Source organism: Flavobacterium sp. (assembly GCF_043779715.1).
GTDB lineage: Bacteria > Bacteroidota > Bacteroidia > Flavobacteriales > Flavobacteriaceae > Flavobacterium.
In genome coordinates this window covers 1-16,574 of record NZ_JAYWDT010000160.1, presented here as the reverse complement: position 1 = coordinate 16,574, position 16,574 = coordinate 1, and the positions used below count along the sequence as shown (strand labels likewise).

At 34.2% G+C, this 16,574-nt stretch carries 12 protein-coding genes and 1 tRNA gene; 7 read left to right on the top strand and 6 right to left on the bottom strand.

Annotated elements, in window-relative coordinates; translation table 11 throughout:
- Positions 1 to 223: hypothetical protein (locus tag ACH2BG_RS07950; protein ID WP_395047171.1), on the top strand; the 223-nt coding region annotated here is incomplete at its 5' end.
- A 115-nt stretch (positions 224 to 338) separates the two neighbouring features.
- Positions 339 to 1,907 (top strand): recombinase family protein, encoded by a 1,569-nt coding sequence (locus ACH2BG_RS07945; protein WP_395047170.1) that lies wholly within the window; start codon positions 339 to 341, stop codon positions 1,905 to 1,907.
- Here the strand turns inward: ACH2BG_RS07945 and ACH2BG_RS07940 are convergent.
- From ACH2BG_RS07940 to ACH2BG_RS07925, 4 genes are all read right to left on the bottom strand, one after another.
- Positions 1,873 to 1,946, bottom strand: a tRNA-Asn gene (locus ACH2BG_RS07940). The two genes, ACH2BG_RS07945 and ACH2BG_RS07940, sit on opposite strands and share 35 nt — an antisense overlap.
- Positions 1,947 to 2,019: 73 nt before the next feature.
- Entirely contained in the window at positions 2,020 to 3,354 is a 1,335-nt protein-coding gene (gene rseP, locus ACH2BG_RS07935; protein ID WP_395047169.1) for an RIP metalloprotease RseP, read from the bottom strand.
- Between the two features lie 76 nt (positions 3,355 to 3,430).
- Entirely contained in the window at positions 3,431 to 5,386 is a 1,956-nt protein-coding gene (locus ACH2BG_RS07930; RefSeq protein WP_395047168.1) for a M1 family aminopeptidase, read from the bottom strand.
- A 140-nt stretch (positions 5,387 to 5,526) separates the two neighbouring features.
- Positions 5,527 to 5,862, bottom strand: a complete 336-nt coding sequence (locus ACH2BG_RS07925) for a single-stranded DNA-binding protein (RefSeq protein WP_395047167.1) — start codon at positions 5,860 to 5,862, stop codon at positions 5,527 to 5,529.
- A gap of 182 nt (positions 5,863 to 6,044) precedes the next feature.
- Here ACH2BG_RS07925 and ACH2BG_RS07920 point away from each other — a divergent pair, with 182 nt between their 5' ends.
- The 5 genes from ACH2BG_RS07920 (at position 6,045) to ACH2BG_RS07900 (ending at position 10,915) form a co-directional block, all read left to right on the top strand.
- Entirely contained in the window at positions 6,045 to 7,571 is a 1,527-nt protein-coding gene (locus ACH2BG_RS07920) for a carbon-nitrogen hydrolase family protein (protein ID WP_395047166.1), read from the top strand.
- A gap of 82 nt (positions 7,572 to 7,653) precedes the next feature.
- Positions 7,654 to 8,190, top strand: coding sequence for a YfiT family bacillithiol transferase (locus ACH2BG_RS07915; protein ID WP_395047165.1), 537 nt, complete (start codon positions 7,654 to 7,656; stop codon positions 8,188 to 8,190).
- Positions 8,191 to 8,194: 4 nt separating this feature from the next.
- On the top strand, positions 8,195 to 8,542 hold the full coding sequence (locus ACH2BG_RS07910) for a hypothetical protein (RefSeq protein WP_395047164.1): 348 nt from the start codon (positions 8,195 to 8,197) through the stop codon (positions 8,540 to 8,542).
- Positions 8,543 to 9,352 (top strand): NAD(P)H-binding protein, encoded by an 810-nt coding sequence (locus ACH2BG_RS07905; protein WP_395047163.1) that lies wholly within the window; start codon positions 8,543 to 8,545, stop codon positions 9,350 to 9,352.
- 39 nt (positions 9,353 to 9,391) lie between these two features.
- Entirely contained in the window at positions 9,392 to 10,915 is a 1,524-nt protein-coding gene (locus ACH2BG_RS07900) for a T9SS type A sorting domain-containing protein (RefSeq protein ID WP_395047162.1), read from the top strand.
- 119 nt (positions 10,916 to 11,034) lie between these two features.
- Here ACH2BG_RS07900 and ACH2BG_RS07895 read toward each other — a convergent pair whose 3' ends face one another.
- Positions 11,035 to 13,095, bottom strand: a complete 2,061-nt coding sequence (locus tag ACH2BG_RS07895) for a M13 family metallopeptidase (protein WP_395047161.1) — start codon at positions 13,093 to 13,095, stop codon at positions 11,035 to 11,037.
- 2 nt (positions 13,096 to 13,097) lie between these two features.
- Complete coding sequence (locus ACH2BG_RS07890; RefSeq protein WP_395047160.1) at positions 13,098 to 16,493, bottom strand: T9SS type A sorting domain-containing protein; 3,396 nt, start codon at positions 16,491 to 16,493, stop codon at positions 13,098 to 13,100.
- Positions 16,494 to 16,574: the final 81 nt, after the last annotated feature.

The following is a 16,574-nucleotide window of genomic DNA, read 5'->3' as shown; positions in this document are numbered from 1 at the left end:
AAATCTTTATGATAGCATTGAGAAAATGACATTATTATATTTTCTCAAAACAGGAGATTATAATTCAATTCAATTGCATGTCAGTGCAGGAGATGTTAGATTAATAGAAAACTCTAATGTGCTGGCGCAAAATAAAGAATTAATGAAGGTCATTTCTACTTGGAGTTTTGTTAAAGCAGAAATCATACTTCCCGATGACATAAAAGCAACGATAATACTTTAAACAATGGTTAGTATTGAAAAGTGTAAAGCAGAATTAAAGCATTCAAGTCGAAAATATACTGACGAAGAAATCAAACAAATTAGAGATTTACTTTACCAAATAGCAACAATAGAATATGATAGTTTCAAAGCTGAATCGAAGAAGAACAGCAGTGATATACACAAGAGTATCGACTGACGAGCAAAAGGAAAATGGATTTAGTTTACAAGATCAACTTTCCAAACTTCAAGTGGATTGCGAAAGGAATAATATTGAAGTTGTAAAACATTACCAAGATGACCATTCTGCAAAAGATTTTAATCGTCCTGAATTTAAAGTTTTTTTAAAAGATGTTGAAACTCGAAAAATAAAACCCGATATGTTTATTTGCGTTAGACCAGATAGATTTTCCAGAAATCTGCAAAACACGATGAGTATGTTAACTAAATTCAAATCACTCGGCATTGAATTTAAAACATTAGAAAACCATACTGACCTTGATAGTCCAGAAAGCCTGTTGCCTTTTCTTATCTATAATTTAATGCCGCAGATTGACAATGAGAGAAGAGGGCTAAACACCAAACAAGGAATGCGACAGGCGCAACGTGAGGGACGAACTATGGGAAGACCGCCTTTGGGTTACCTCAATGAAAAATTCTCTAAAACGGTTGTTTTTGACAAAGTAAACGCTCCGCTTGTTAAACAAGGTTTTGAAGAGCTTGCAAAAGGTATTTACACTATTGAAGAAGTAAGGCAGAGATTGATAAAACAAGGCTTAAAGAATTGTTGCAAACAGAGCTTTTTAAATCATGTTCGCAATCCATACTATTTTGGACTTGTTAAAGTTTTAGCTTGGAAAGATGAACCAGAAGAAGAAGTGATGGGACAGCATCCAGCTTTAATTTCAAAAGAGTTGTTTGATGAGGTTCAAAGAGCGCTTTTTGGCAAAAGAAAGAAATCACCTGTCGTCTTTACAAGAATTGAAGAACTTCCATTAAGAGGTCATTTGTATTGTAATTCGTGTAGTGGTAAATTAACAGGGAGTGCATCAACCAGCAGAAATGGTTCTAAACATTATTATTATCATTGTCAAAAAGGGTGTAAAGAGAGATTTAGAGCCGATATAGCAAACAATTGCTTTGAAGACCATCTTGGCGCATTCAAAATAAACGAGAGCATCCTGAGCTTGTATAAAGTTGTTCTTAAAGATGTTTTCAATCAAGACGAACAAGAAAGGCTAAAACTGATTAAACAGGCAGAAGATAAAATCGGTCAGATAAAGTCAAAATTGAATTCCTTGGAGGATAAAATGTTAGAAAATGTAGTAAGCTCCGAAGAGTATCATTCAATAAAAGCTAGAATCCAAGGTGAGCTAAATGATTGGAAATTCAAGAAAGATGATTTGAGTATCGACAAATCTTCATTTCAGAAATACTTTGAGTTTGGGTTAACATTCCTCTTTAATGCTAAGGAATATTATCAAAAAGCAGATTTGGAAATAAAACAAAAAATTGTTGGTTCGATATTTCCAGAAAAAATCATATTTCATGATAATAAATATCGAACCACTCAAATGAATGAATTATTAACACTTTTAACCTTAAATATCAATGAGTTGGGAGGTATTAAAAAAGAAAAAGCCACTCCGAAAAGTGGCTTGTCCAACTATGCTCCCTCTCTTGGGCTCGAACCAAGGACCCTCTGATTAACAGTCAGATGCTCTAACCAACTGAGCTAAGAAGGAAAGTGTTTTTCACTTTTAAAGCGGTGCAAAGATAGCACCATTTTTATTATATGCAAATAAAATTATCTCTTTTTTAGAAAAAATTCTTAGCTATTATGGCATAGATGTCTTTTCCAAAGGTTAAAGCCATTAGGCTCAGCAAGATAATCATTCCTACAGTTTGAACTCTTTCGGCAGCCTTTATGCTTAAAGTTTTACCTGTAATCATTTCGGCAATGGTAAATATAGCATGACCACCATCAAGACCTGGAATAGGCAACAGGTTCATAAACGCTAATCCTATCGAAAACATAGCTGTAAATCCCCATACAAACTCCCAGTTCCATTCTGTTGGAAGTTTCTGAGTAATTCCTATGGGACTCATTACTTGCTTGTAGGCTTCTGTTTTTGGTCTAAGGATTAATTTGAATTGTTTGATGTTATAAATAAACTGTGTATAAGATTCTTTTACAGCTGCAGGAATGGATTGTAAGAGACTTAATTTGTTTGTTATTATAAAATCCTCTTTGTCTTCAAAAGTTGGTCTAAAACCAAGCTTTCCTTCTGGCGTAACTTTAGATGATAATAAGATTTCTTTACCTGCTCTTAAAATAGTTAATTGAATTGAATCTGATTTTTTAGCTTCCAAAGTTGTAGAAAGTTCATCGAAAAATCTAATGTTTTGATCATTTACTTTAACAATTTTATCTCCTTTTAGTAATCCAGCTTTACTTGCTTCGCTTTTTGGTGTAATTGAATCTACATAAACCTCGGCTAATCTTGGCGCCATAAAACCTTTGCCTTCTGAACCTAAAATTTTACTTTTTTGCTCATCGGTAATGGTTAGGGTTTGTTTTTGACCGTCTCTTTCTACGACAACTTTATCTCCCAATAAAACATCGATAATCATTCGGTTAAATTTAGGCTGAACTTGACCATCAACACTCAAAATCTTATCTCCATTTTTAAACCCTGCATTAAGTCCAGATTCTCCAAACATTAATCCTTTTTTTTGAGACAATTCCGTTGAAGTATATTTTTGTCCAACGGTGCTAAACATTATTGTATAAATAAAAAATGCCAAAAGAATATTTACAGTGATTCCTCCCAACATAATAATTAATCTTTGCCAAGCTGGTTTGCTACGGAATTCCCACGGTTGTGCCGGTTGTGCCATTTGTTCGGTATCCATGCTTTCGTCCATCATTCCTGATAGTTTTACATAACCACCTATTGGCAACCAACCTATCCCCCATTCGGTATCGTTTATTTTCTTTTTGAATAATGAAAATCCAGCGTCCATAAAAAGATAGAATTTTTCGACTCTAACTTTAAACATTCTTGCGGTAATATAATGCCCAAATTCGTGAAGAATTACAAGTACAGAAAGTATAAATAAGATTTGTGCTATTTGTATTAAAGTATCCATTTATTAATTTTAATTTTTTATGTAAAAAGCAAAAGTAAGGTTTTCACCTTACCTTTTTACAAATTATGTGCCTAGTTTATTTTTTTAAGAAATTTTTATGAAAAGTACCAGCAGAAGTTTCAAAATTTACAATGTACATTCCTGTCGAAAGACCAGAAACATCAATTTTATTCAGATTGGTTTCTAAAGACTTTTGCCCTAATGCATTATACAAACTTACTTTTTGCAAAGTCATATTTGCTGGCAAATCGATATTTAAAATATCCGAAGCCGGATTTGGATACATATTTAGTGCTGTATCATAATTAAAATTATCCAAACCAAGTGTTGCCGTACTATTGCGAGAAATAATGTTCTTATTTGGATCAAAAACGATTCCTGTTACTGTTTTTCCAGCTGGAATTGCTACATTAAAACTCTGACCATTAACCGTGTTTTCTAATACAACATCTAGTATTTGACCATCATTTAACGTTAGTCTTATAGGAACTGGCATTTCAAAATAGGAAACATAGCCTATTTGAGCAGGATTTGTTATCGATTGTGTCTGATTTATTTGCACCGTTGCTTGTCCTGCGCCAGAATTAAATGCATTTATAGTATATATTGGATAACCTTCATTATAAACCCAATCATTAAAAAATTCCTGTAAACTACTTCCGTAAACTGTTTCTAAATGCGTTTGAAACTGTGGCGTTACTGCATAAGCATAAGCTAATGTAGGGTCACTTAAATAATTTCTTAAGGCTTGAAAGAAATTAGCATCACCCATCTTAAAACGCAACATGTTAGTTACCATAGAGCCTTTGTTATATGATAAACGACTACTAAAAATTCTGTTTACATCGTTTATTTGTGAGTCATATAAATATAAATTTCCCGTCGTTTGTGATGTAATACTGTTTATTTTATTGTTTTTCCAAGACACAAAACTAGCTGCTCCATCTAGATTTTCGACAACACAACCTGACATATATTCGGTAATTCCTTCGTTAAGCCAAATATCTTTCCAAGAACCACAAGTAACCTTGTCGCCAAACCACTGGTGCGCCATTTCGTGAGCAATTAGACTTCTGCCCCAGCCACCCATAAAGGAAACCGTTGTGTGTTCCATTCCTCCACCCCAACCAAATTGAGCATGACCATATTTTTCATTTCTAAAAGGATATGGACCAATAATGGTTTCGAAAAAGTTAATAATAACTGGTGTAACAGCCAAACTTGTTATTGTTGCTGCGGCTGTTTCAGGATAAATATAATTTACAATTGGAAAAAACGGACTCCCTGCTATTCCTAACCCTCCTTGTTGATTATAAATCTGATAATCAGTAATCGCAAATGCAACTAAATATGCAGGTATGGGATAATTATGGTAAAAATGAGTGATTGCATTTGCTCCATTTATTGTTCTAGACTGTTCTAATCCGTTTGCAGCAACATTGTAAATAGAGGGAGCTGTAATATAAATATCTACAGATGTGACTTTATCGTTTAAATCTTGTTTACAAGGCCACCAATCGCGAGCACCATATGGTTCTGACAAAGTCCACATAACTGGAGTGTTTCCGGCGCCATGTGTTTCGGCAGCAAAAGCAGTAAAACCACCTACAGGAGGAGCTCCTGAATAAACAATTTCAATGGTTGCTGAAGTTCCCGTTAGTTGCGCTGTAGGCAAAGTAATAACTAGTTCGTTGGTTGTATTTTCAACAAATGCTAAATCCGTTGTTCCTATTTTTACCGAACTGGCGGTTAATTCATTCGCAAAATCGAAAATCACAGTATTCATATCCGATAATGCGGTAAAAGTAGTGGTGATTTTTCCAGATACAAAATATACCGCAGGATCTACTGTTAATTCTAATTTATGATGGGTAATATCATAATTTAATGTATTAGGATTCACAGCCAGATTCATTGTTTTTGAAGCAGATTTCATTTCGGCTTCAGCAATGCTTTCGGTGCTATATTTGTCGTTTTGAGAAAACCCAAATACGCTTGTTAGAAGCAATAATATTAATGTAGTTTTTTTCATGGGGCTTTTGAAATTTACACAAATTTAATAATTCCATCGATAATTATTGCTTTTTTTTATTAAATTATCAAAAAAAATGACTTTTTAATACACAAAAAGCGACAAATTACGTGCCGCTTTTGTAGATGGTGTAATATTTTTTATTTGTTTCCCAACAACAGTAGCTCATTTACTACTACTTCAGTATAATATCTTTTTACACCCTCTTTGTCATCGTAACTTCTGTGTGTTAGTTTTCCTTCTACAGCGATTTCTTTTCCTTTGGTTACAAAACTTTCAATAATTTCGGCAGTTTTCCCCCAAGCGGTAACGTTGTGCCATTGGGTATCGGTTACTTTCTCGTTTTTCTCGTTATAATATATTTCGTTTGTAGCAATGGTTAGTTTGGCTAATTTTTTTCCTCCTTCTAGGATTTTAATTTCTGGATCGTTTCCTACGTTCCCAATTAACTGTACTTTGTTTCTTAATGCATTCATGGCGTGTAAATTTAAATTGTTATTTTATCGTTAGTGCCGATTGTTATTTGATTTCGACATTGCAAAGATGTAGCGACTTCATAAATTTATTCGGTTATCATTCATTTACTTTCGGTTGTAGTTATTTGTAACCGTTTGTAATTGGAAATATTTTCGCTATATTTGTTGAAAATCAATATTTTATGCCCAAAGCAATACAATCGGTAGAATTACGAAATTTACAAATAGAAGACTATAAAGAACTAATAAAATCGATGATTGAATCCTATCCTGAAATGGCAGAATCATTTTGGAAAGAAAATCAATTGCAAAATTTATTACAAAAATTTCCCGAAGGACAATTAGTAATTGTTGTTGATGGTGTTGTTGTTGGTTCGGCATTATCTATTTTGGTAACTGAAGAATTTGCCTTTAAAACAAAAAATTACAAAGCCATTACAGGAAATTACACCTTTTCTACTCACAATCCAGATGGCGAAGTTATTTATGGTATCGATGTTTTTATAAATCCAAAATACCGCGGACTTCGATTAGGAAGACGATTATATGATTCTAGAAAAGAATTGTGCGATCAATTAAATCTAAAATCAATCATTTTTGCGGGTAGAATTCCAAATTATGTAAACTATAAAGACGAAATAACGCCCAAAATATACATCGAAAAGGTAAAACGAAAAGAAATATACGATCCAGTTTTATCATTCCAATTAAGTAATGATTTTCATGAAGTTCGTGTGCTGAAAAATTATTTAGAAGGCGATAAAGAATCGCAAGAATATGCTGTTTTATTAGAATGGAACAATGTGTATTATGACGACAGTCCCAAATTAATAAACACCCAAAAAAGTGTAGTTAGATTGGGATTAATTCAATGGCAAATGCGTTCTTTAAGCAATTTAGAAGCGCTATTTGAACAAGCCGAATTTTTTATCGATACCGTTTCGGGTTATGGTTGCGATTTTGCATTATTTCCCGAACTGTTCACAGCACCATTAATGGCAGATTACAACCATTTATCGGAAGCAGAAGCCATAAAAGAGCTAGCAAAACATACCGAAGCTGTAAAATTAAAATTTCAAGAATTTGCCATTTCTTATAACATAAATATAATAACAGGAAGCATGCCACTAATAGAAGATGGTCATGTTTACAATGTAGGTTTTTTATGTAAACGCGATGGAACCAACGAAATGTATCGCAAAATTCACATCACGCCAAACGAAATTTTCTATTGGGGAATTACTGGTGGCGATACCATACAAACCTTTGATACCGATTGCGGAAAAATTGGAATTGTAATTTGTTACGATGTAGAATTCCCAGAATTATCCCGATTAATGGCCGATGAAGGCATGAATATTTTATTTGTTCCTTTTCTAACCGATACACAAAATGGCTATACGCGTGTAAAACATTGTGCGCAAGCAAGAGCTATTGAAAACGAATGTTATGTCGCCATAACTGGCTGTGTTGGAAACTTACCAAAAGTAAATAATATGGATATTCAGTATGCACAAGCGGCGGTTTTTACACCATCAGACTTTGCGTTTCCAAGTAATGGTATAAAAGCCGAAGCTACGCCAAACACCGAAATGACATTAATCGTAGATGTTGATATTAATTTGTTAAAAGAGTTACACCAAAACGGAAGTGTACGCACAATGAAAGACAGAAGAAAAGATTTGTACCAACTTAAAAAGCTGAAATAATTTCGGCGTTTCATTGTCTGAGTCGCTTCTAAAAATAACACAGAATGATGAGATTTCTTCATTGTTCGCAATGAAAAAAACTATGGATATAGAAAAACTAAAATTCCCAATAGGAAAATTCATAAAAGCTGAAATAATTTCTAATCAAGACGTTTTGACTTGGATTGAAACGATTGAAATGTTTCCATCAAAATTAAAAAATATGATTTCCAATTTATCTGTCGAAGAACTCAATTGGAAATATCGTCCAGAAGGCTGGAAAATAAAACAAGTCATTCACCATTGTGCCGACAGTCATATCAATAGCTTTATAAGATTCAAACTGGCTCTAACCGAAGACAATCCGACCATAAAACCTTATGACGAAGCAAAATGGGCAATACTTATAGATGGAGATTGTGATGACATTTCGGCTTCCTTGCTAATCTTAGAAGGAGTTCATGCAAGATGGATTATGTTGCTAAAAAGTTTTTCTGCCTCACATTTAGCCAAAACATTCACGCACCCAGAAAGTAAAAAAACATACGAACTAAAAGAAGTGATTGGTTTGTATGCTTGGCATTGCAACCATCATTTTGCGCATATAGAACAAGCATTAATGCATAAAGGAAAATTTTAAAAAGATGAAAAACTGTTTAGAATGCAACGAAAAAATTATAGGTCGTGAAGACAAAAAATTTTGTTCCGACGGTTGCCGCAATGCGTATAACAACAAAATAAATAAAGATTCGACCAACTTAATGCGAAATATAAACAACAAATTGCGAAAAAATTATCGCATTTTGTCTGATTTGAATCCAGAAGGAAAAGGCAAAACAACTCGAACAAAACTGCAAGGCAAAGGTTTCGATTTTGAGTTTTTTACATCTATTTTGACTACAAAAACTGGAAATACTTATTATTTTATGTACGACCAAGGCTATCGAATCTTGGAAGATGACTATTATATGTTAGTAAAAAAAGAAAACTAAATGCTTAATAAAAATATCTCAATATTAGGTTGTGGTTGGCTGGGTCTGCCATTGGCAAAAGCATTAATAGAAAATAATTTTTCTGTAAAAGGTTCGACAACTTCCCGGAACAAACTTTCTTTATTAGAAGAAAATAATGTTCAAGCCTTTTTACTTTCGTTAAATGAAAATGAAATTATTGGAAATATTGATGCTTTTTTAGAAAATTCAGAAGTTTTAATTATTGATATTCCACCAAAATTAAGAGGGAATTCTTCAGAAAATTTTGTGGCTAAAATAAAAACCTTAATCCCATTTATCGAAAAATCATCGATTAAAAAAGTGCTGTTTGTGAGTTCGACTTCCGTTTATGCCGATGATAATTCCATGGTTACCGAAGAAACCATTCCGAAACCTGAAACCGAAGGCGGAAAGCAATTGTTAGAAGCTGAAAAATTATTACAAAACAATAAATATTTTCAAACTACAATTCTGCGTTTTGGCGGGTTAATAGGCGAAGATCGTCATCCGATAAAATTTATTGCTGGTCGAGAAAATCTTGAAAATCCTGACGGCACAATAAACCTCATTCATCAAAAAGATTGTATTGGGATTGTTTTGAAAATTATTGAAACAAATTCGTGGAACGAAACCTTCAACGCTGCAGCTCCTTTTCATCCAACACGAGAGGCATATTACACTCAAAAAGCTATTGAATTAGATTTGATTTCACCTAAATTTAATAAAGAAAAACCATCTATTGGAAAAGTAATTGTGAGTGATAAATTAGAAAAAAAATTAGAATACAAATATGAATATCGAAGTTTATAATTGTAGTACATTTGATAAATAACACAAAACGAGACGAATATGAAAAAAATTACTTTTTTACTAATTATCATTTTTTCAAACGCTTCAAACGCCACAATTAGATATGTTACTCCAACTGGTGGATTAGTAACTATAGATGGTGCGAGCTGGGCAACTGCTTATTCTGGTGATTTATTGCAAAACGCTATAAACTTATCAAATATTGGTGATGAAGTTTGGGTTGCAGGAGGAACCTATTTAACGACCGCCACTACGAATCGTAACATTTCGTTTAATATGAAAAACGGAGTAGCGATTTACGGTGGTTTTATAGGAAATGAAACGATGCTTTCGCAACGCGTTATAAGCAACGGATTGTTAAGTATTTTAAGTGCCGAAATAGGAATTTCTGGAATAAACGACAATAGCTATCACACGATAAGTAATTTCGGATTAGACAATTCGGCTATTATTGACGGATTTATTATTAGCGGAGCAAACGACAATAGAATAGCCACTACAACCGATGGTTTGGGTGGTGGAATATACAACAACGGAAGCGGAGCTGGGAATTTTTGCAATCCAACAATTCGCAATTGTGCGATGTTAAACAATCAAGCTGTGTTTGGCGCAGGAATTTTTAACAATGGTTATAACGGAGGTGTTTCAACTCCAATAATCAGTAATTGCGTCATAGCATTTAATAATGCTACGACTGGCGGAGGCGGAATTGATAATTTTGGGGTTTCAGGTAACGCTAGTCCAACAATTACAAACTGTGTTATTTATGAAAATACAGCCTCTCAAAGAGCTGGAGGAATGTACTGTTGGGGTGGAAATAACGGAAATGCGAATCCAGTTGTACTTAATACAGTTTTTGTAAACAATAGGGCTTTCGACGGTGGTGCACTTGTTTCGGATAGATTAAATACCAGTAGTGGTAGTTCTGGAAACAGCAATCCGAGTTTTAAAAACTGTGTTTTCTGGGGGAATGCAACCACTGGTGGTTTAGGTCCTCAGTTTTTTATTTTAGGAAATGCCACTGTAACTACTACTTACACCGATATTGATTTAACAAACCAAAACGCACCTCATTTACTTACCGGAGCGACGACGGGAAATATAAACAGTAATCCTTCTTTTGTAAACATTGCTTTAGGTATTGGAGCAGATGGTAAATGGCTAACGACTGACGACGGATTGCAACTAAACAGTGCATCTTCCCCGTGCTATAATACGGGTAATAATACTGGAGTTTCTTCAACGGATATTTTAAATTTTAATAGAATAATAGATGGAATTGTCGATATGGGTGCCTATGAATTTGACGCTTTGTTGTCTATTGATTATTTGAATTTTAATCAGGAAGTTATTTTGTATCCAAACCCAACAAACGAAAGCTTGTGTTTTTCTGGTCTAGAATCTACTTCTAATCAAATAAAAATCATAAATCAGTTGGGAAAAGTGGTTATAGATAGTAAGATTACAAACGAATTAAATGTAAGTAATTTACCCAAAGGAACTTATATTTTATTATTAAATACAGTTCGTGGTACACTTACAAGAAAATTTATAAAAGAATAAAAAGAAATTACTAAAAAAATAACCCTCAGTTCTTGAACGAACGAACTAGCTGTTTAATCAAATTAAAAACGGCTTGTCAAATAATTTGACAAGCCGTTTTTAATTAATTTATAAAACTATTACCAAATCCTCACTCGATTCTCTGGTTTTACAAATAGTTTGTCTCCTTCTTTAATATCAAAAGCTTTATAAAAAGCATCTAGGTTTGTAAGTGGTACGTAAGCTCTATACATTCCTGGCGAATGCGGATCGGTTTTCACTTGATTTTTAATCGCTTCATCTCTCATTTTCGATCTCCAAATGGTTGCCCAAGAAATAAATAATCTTTGTTCTGGCGTGTATCCATCTATAAGTCCTGGATTTCCGTTTTGTTTCAAATACAATTGAAGACCATCGTAAGCAGCGTTTATTCCTCCTAAATCTCCAATGTTTTCACCCAATGTAAATTTACCATCTACGTGAGTTCCTGGCAAAGGTTCTAAAGCGCTATATTCGTCTGCTAATGCACCGCCAAGCCCTGTAAATTGTTTCAAATCGTCTTCTGTCCACCAGTCAACTAAGTTTCCGTCGGCATTATATCTTGCTCCCGAATCATCGAATCCGTGAGAAATTTCATGACCTATTACTGCTCCTATTCCGCCATAATTTACTGCTTCGTCGGCTTTATAATCATAAAAAGGGGCTTGCAAAATTGCTGCTGGAAAAACAATCTCGTTATATGCAGGATTGTAGTATGCATTTACTGTTTGTGGAGACATTCCCCATGTTGTTTTGTCAACTGGTTTTTTTAGGTCTGCTATATTTTCAGAGAAATTCCAACGGGAAACATTTTTTATGTTTTCATAATAAGTTCCGCCTTCTGCTAATGGTTTTACCGTTAGTTTAGAATAATCTTTCCATTTGTCGGGATAACCAATTTTTATGGTTACTTTATGTAATTTTTCGACAGCTTTTTTCTTAGTTTCGGCAGACATCCACGTTAAATTGTTTATTCTGTTTTCGTAAGCCAAAATAACATTTGCTATCATTGCTTTTGCCTTAACTTTAGCTTCGGCAGGGAATTTTTTCTCAACATATAATTTACCTAAAGCTTCACCAACAGTTCCGTTTACAACTTGTAATGCTCTTTCGTTTCTAGGACGTTGTTTTTTTGCACCTTGCAACGTTTTGCTGTAAAATTCCCAATTTGCAGTTTCAATTTCATCCGTTAATAATCCTGTCGATTTACGTAACAAGGTCCAACGCATATAGGCTTTTAAGTCGTCTATATTACTGTCTTTAAAAATAGTTTCAAGAGCTGTAACATATTTTGGTTGAGAAACTATAATAGATTCTAAATTAGTAATCCCAATACCATCTAGATATTTTTTCCAGTTTATAGATGGTGTTAGTTTTTGCAATTCGGCAACCGTCATGGGATTATATGATTTTCTATCATCACGAAGTTCCACTCTGTCTAATCTTGGTTTTGACATAGCAATTTCTAGAGCCAAAATTTTATCGGCTTCTATTTTTGCCTGCTCTGGTTTTGTGCCTAAAAATTGTAACATTCTCGCTACGTGAAGTACATATTTATCACGTTTTTCTTTCGAATCTTTATCATCAGAAACATAATAATCCCTATCTGGCAAACCCAAACTTCCAAGTCCTAAATAAACTACGTTTTTATTACTGTCTTTTGCATCGGCTCCAACGCCAACGCCGTAAAAACCGATTCCGCCAATAGGTTCCATTTCAATCAATAAATTATTTACATCTTGACTGGTTTTTATTGCATCAATTTTTACTAAATATGGTTTAATAGGTTTTATTCCAAGCTTGTTTCTTGAAATGGTATCCATATAAGTTTGGTAAACGCTTACTGATTTGGCTTGGTCTGATTTTGGATCTAGTTTTTTGTCCGCTGCCGCTTCTTTCAAAATGGCTAAAGCGTCTTTATCGGTATTTTGGCGCAATTCATCAAAACTTCCCCAACGGGTTTTGTCTGCTGGAATTTCTGTTTTGTCATACCAAGTCCCATTTACAAAACGAAAGAAATCATTTCCGGGTTTTACATTTTTATCCATAAAATCTAAATTGATTCCTGGATTTTTTGGCTTGCTACTTACTTGGGCGTTACCAACCAAACTGGTTAGTGAAAAGACCGCTAATGAACCAGCGGTTATAAGAGTTTTTTTCATAGTTAATTTTTTATTATTCTTTTTACTGTACTTTGTCCTTCCGATGATATTTTTACAAAATAAATACCGTTTGAAACATTTTTCATATCTAATACAGCTTGTGAGTTTGCGTTTGAAAAATTATTTACTGACAATACAACTTTGCCCGTAACATCATAAACATCAATCTTATTGATAGCTTTATTTCCTGTAGAAACAGTAAACAATCCTGTTGATGGATTTGGATAAATGGCAATGTTTCTCAATTCGAAATCTTGATTAGATAATGTTCCGTCTATAATAAAATTATCTACCACAGCTCCCAACTGATTTGCTCCACCATCTGAATGAAAAACGATTCTAAAAATAACATTCGGCTGACCTATTAAACTATTTAAAGGATAAAAATATTCAGTTAGCGTAGTATTTGTTCCTAACCATTGCGCTCCTGGACAGTTTTCGCAATCTACTCCGGAAGTTGCTGGTGTTCTATTACTATTGTACCAATTTGCTCCCTGTGTTCCTAAAACAGTCCAAGTTTGTCCCATATTTGTAGAATATTGAACGTAAACAAGATCGAAATCTGGTTCTAAATCGAAAGCCAATTTGAATTTAATTTGAGGATTCACTGCGTTAGTCAAGTCATAACACTGAGAAAACAAGTAAGACTTAGTACTATCTGGATAATTTCCTGTAAAATTGGTTGTATAAACGTTGTTTCCTGGAGTTGCTAAAACACCATTTGTGTTTATCCCTCTTTTCCATTGGCTAGAAGTAACACCATCGTTAAAAGTTAATAGTTCAGAAGCAACGGTTTCAAATGTATTTAAAACACCAATTGTTCCAGGGTTATTAATATATAATTGGGTAATTCCTTTGTTGTTATCTGAATAAGCATCGGCAGTGATTGTCGAAGTAATATTTAAATTATAAGCTCCTCTTGTACTTATTGTAAAACTTGGAATACTAATTATTTGTGAAGCTCCAGTGGCAATACTTCCTGTCCAAGTATAGTTTTGTGGTGTTCCGTTATAATCATAAGTTATATTTACTGATGAGATAGGATTTGTTCCATTGTTTTTTACAGTTATTTGAGGTGAAACCAAACCACCACAATTAATATCCACTGATGGATTTATAGATAGTAATGCAATGTCATTCGTAGGAACTTCGACAGGAATTGATGCTTGCCAAATACCACGACCATAAGTTGCAGCAACAATTTTTCCTTCTTCTAAATTTATTTCTAAATCGGTAACCGAAACGTTAGGTAAATTAGTCTCGAATGGCTCCCATTGTGTCATCGAATCATCTCTGTAATAAACCCCTAAACTTGTCCCTAAATATAATGGATTTAAAGAATTTCTTCCTTGGTGTCTTATTACGTTTTTCCCAATTGCAGGTAAATTTGTAGAGAATGAAGCAAAAGTCGTTCCTCCGTTTATTGATTTTAATGCCAATCCTCCAGTTCCTGAAGTGGTAAGATATACGATGCTATTGTTTGAATAATTTACACAAATTGAGGTAATAGTTGCAGCAGCTGTATATGCAAGTGCAAATGTCACTCCTTTATTTGTACTTTTATATAATCGTGTTCCATTTGACACATACATAATATTATCATTACTTGGATCGACATAAACTAGCTCTATATCTCCTGTTCCAACTGTTCCTGAACTTTGTTGTGTCCATGTTACTCCATTCAATATATATAATCTAGAATAACCCGCAAAAACTTCTCCAAGACTATTTATAGCCATTGGTGTTACCCAATTTCCGCCATCATCGCCTGTACCAGTTTCTGCCGCAGGAGCAGCAACGCCAGAACCTAGTGAATTTCCTGCATCAGTACTTATATACATACTCCCTCCAAACTGTATAAAGCCATAATATTTACCGCTATTGTTTGGGTCTACTCCTGTATCCATACCATCAGCACCATAATAATTTTTCCAACCATTATTACTAAAGGCATGACCACCATTATCTTGCAATCCGCCCACCATATTTCCTGCCGATTGTTTAGAAACTGCCACTTTATAAAACTGGCTAATTTGAAGCCCCGCTGTTAAACTTGCGAAATTTGTTCCAGAATTACTTGATTTGTATATTCCTCCATCGGTTCCTGCATAAAGGTTGCTTCCAAAGCATTTTAAAAAGTGAATGTCTGCATGGGAGTATGAAGCACTTGTTGGAGCATTCCAATTATTAACTTTGGTCATAGTTGTTCCCCCATCGACAGATTTCCAAATATTTAAGCAACCTGTATAAATTTCATTAGCATTTGTTGTAGATACTGCGAATGCCAGATCATACCACGATTGAGTAGATTCAAACACATCGGTAGTTGATGTTGTTTTTGTCCAATTCGTTCCATCATTAATAGAGCGATAAATTCCTTGAAAGCCACCACCTGTTGTTGCACTTAAAATATAAATGTAATTTGCGTTTGCTGCCGTAACATCTAGTAATAGCCTTCCAGAACTAGCTGGTAAACCTGTAGTTATTTGTGTAAATGAAGTGCCCGTATTAGTAGATTTATAAAAACTAGTATTACTTACTGCATAAACATTAGTTGGGTCGGTTGGTTTAAGTCTTATGGCTCCTTGATGGAAACTTCCCGCTTGTACATTTGTCCAACTTGTACCACCATTTATGGTTTTCCAAATACCTGAATCGGTAGCACACCACAAGATTTGATTATTTGTTGGGTGTATTACTAAATCTCCAGCACTAGTTACTCCTGACATTGCGCCAGTAACAGTCCATGTTGTTCCTCCATCGGTAGATTTGTAAACGCCAACAAAAGCAGTATCTCCAGCGTCCTTATCGCCAGTGGCAATATATATTGTGTTTGAACTAGAATAATCGACTGCAATTCCCGAAACTCCTATTTGTGGTAAATTATCTGTAAGTGGTGTCCAAGTAACTCCAACATCTGTCGATTTCCAAATCCCTCCTGCTGGTGAACCAACATATATTGTATTTGGGTTTGATGGGTCAACACAAACTTCTTGAACTCGCCCTTGTCCAGATGACCAAGAACCAGTGTTTGTGTGAGTAAATGGACCTACTGGAGTCCAGTTACTAACAGGTAAACTCAAAGCAGATTTGTTAGTTTTTGATTGCTTTTTTGATTCCCAAGCCGACATAAATTCTTCAGGAGAAATTATTTTTCCGTCTTCTTTAACTAGATTTTCCCAATAGTTTTCCCAACGTTTAAAAGGTTTATAACCACTTCCTTTTTTAGAAAAATCTTTATCTTTCCAATAGGATTCAAACGAATTTACTAATTCATCGTAAGTAGGTTCTTGGTTTTTTTGTGAAATTTTGCTTTTCATCCAAGGCGCACTCGAATTAAACTGCGCATTTCCTTTAATAAAAAAAGATAATGCAACAAGTAGGTAAATTTTTTTCATTTTGTTGTGTTTTTTGTCAAAAATAGTGAGTTTTTTTCATTTCCCTGTTTTTTTAACAATGATTTTAAAATTGCTTTAATA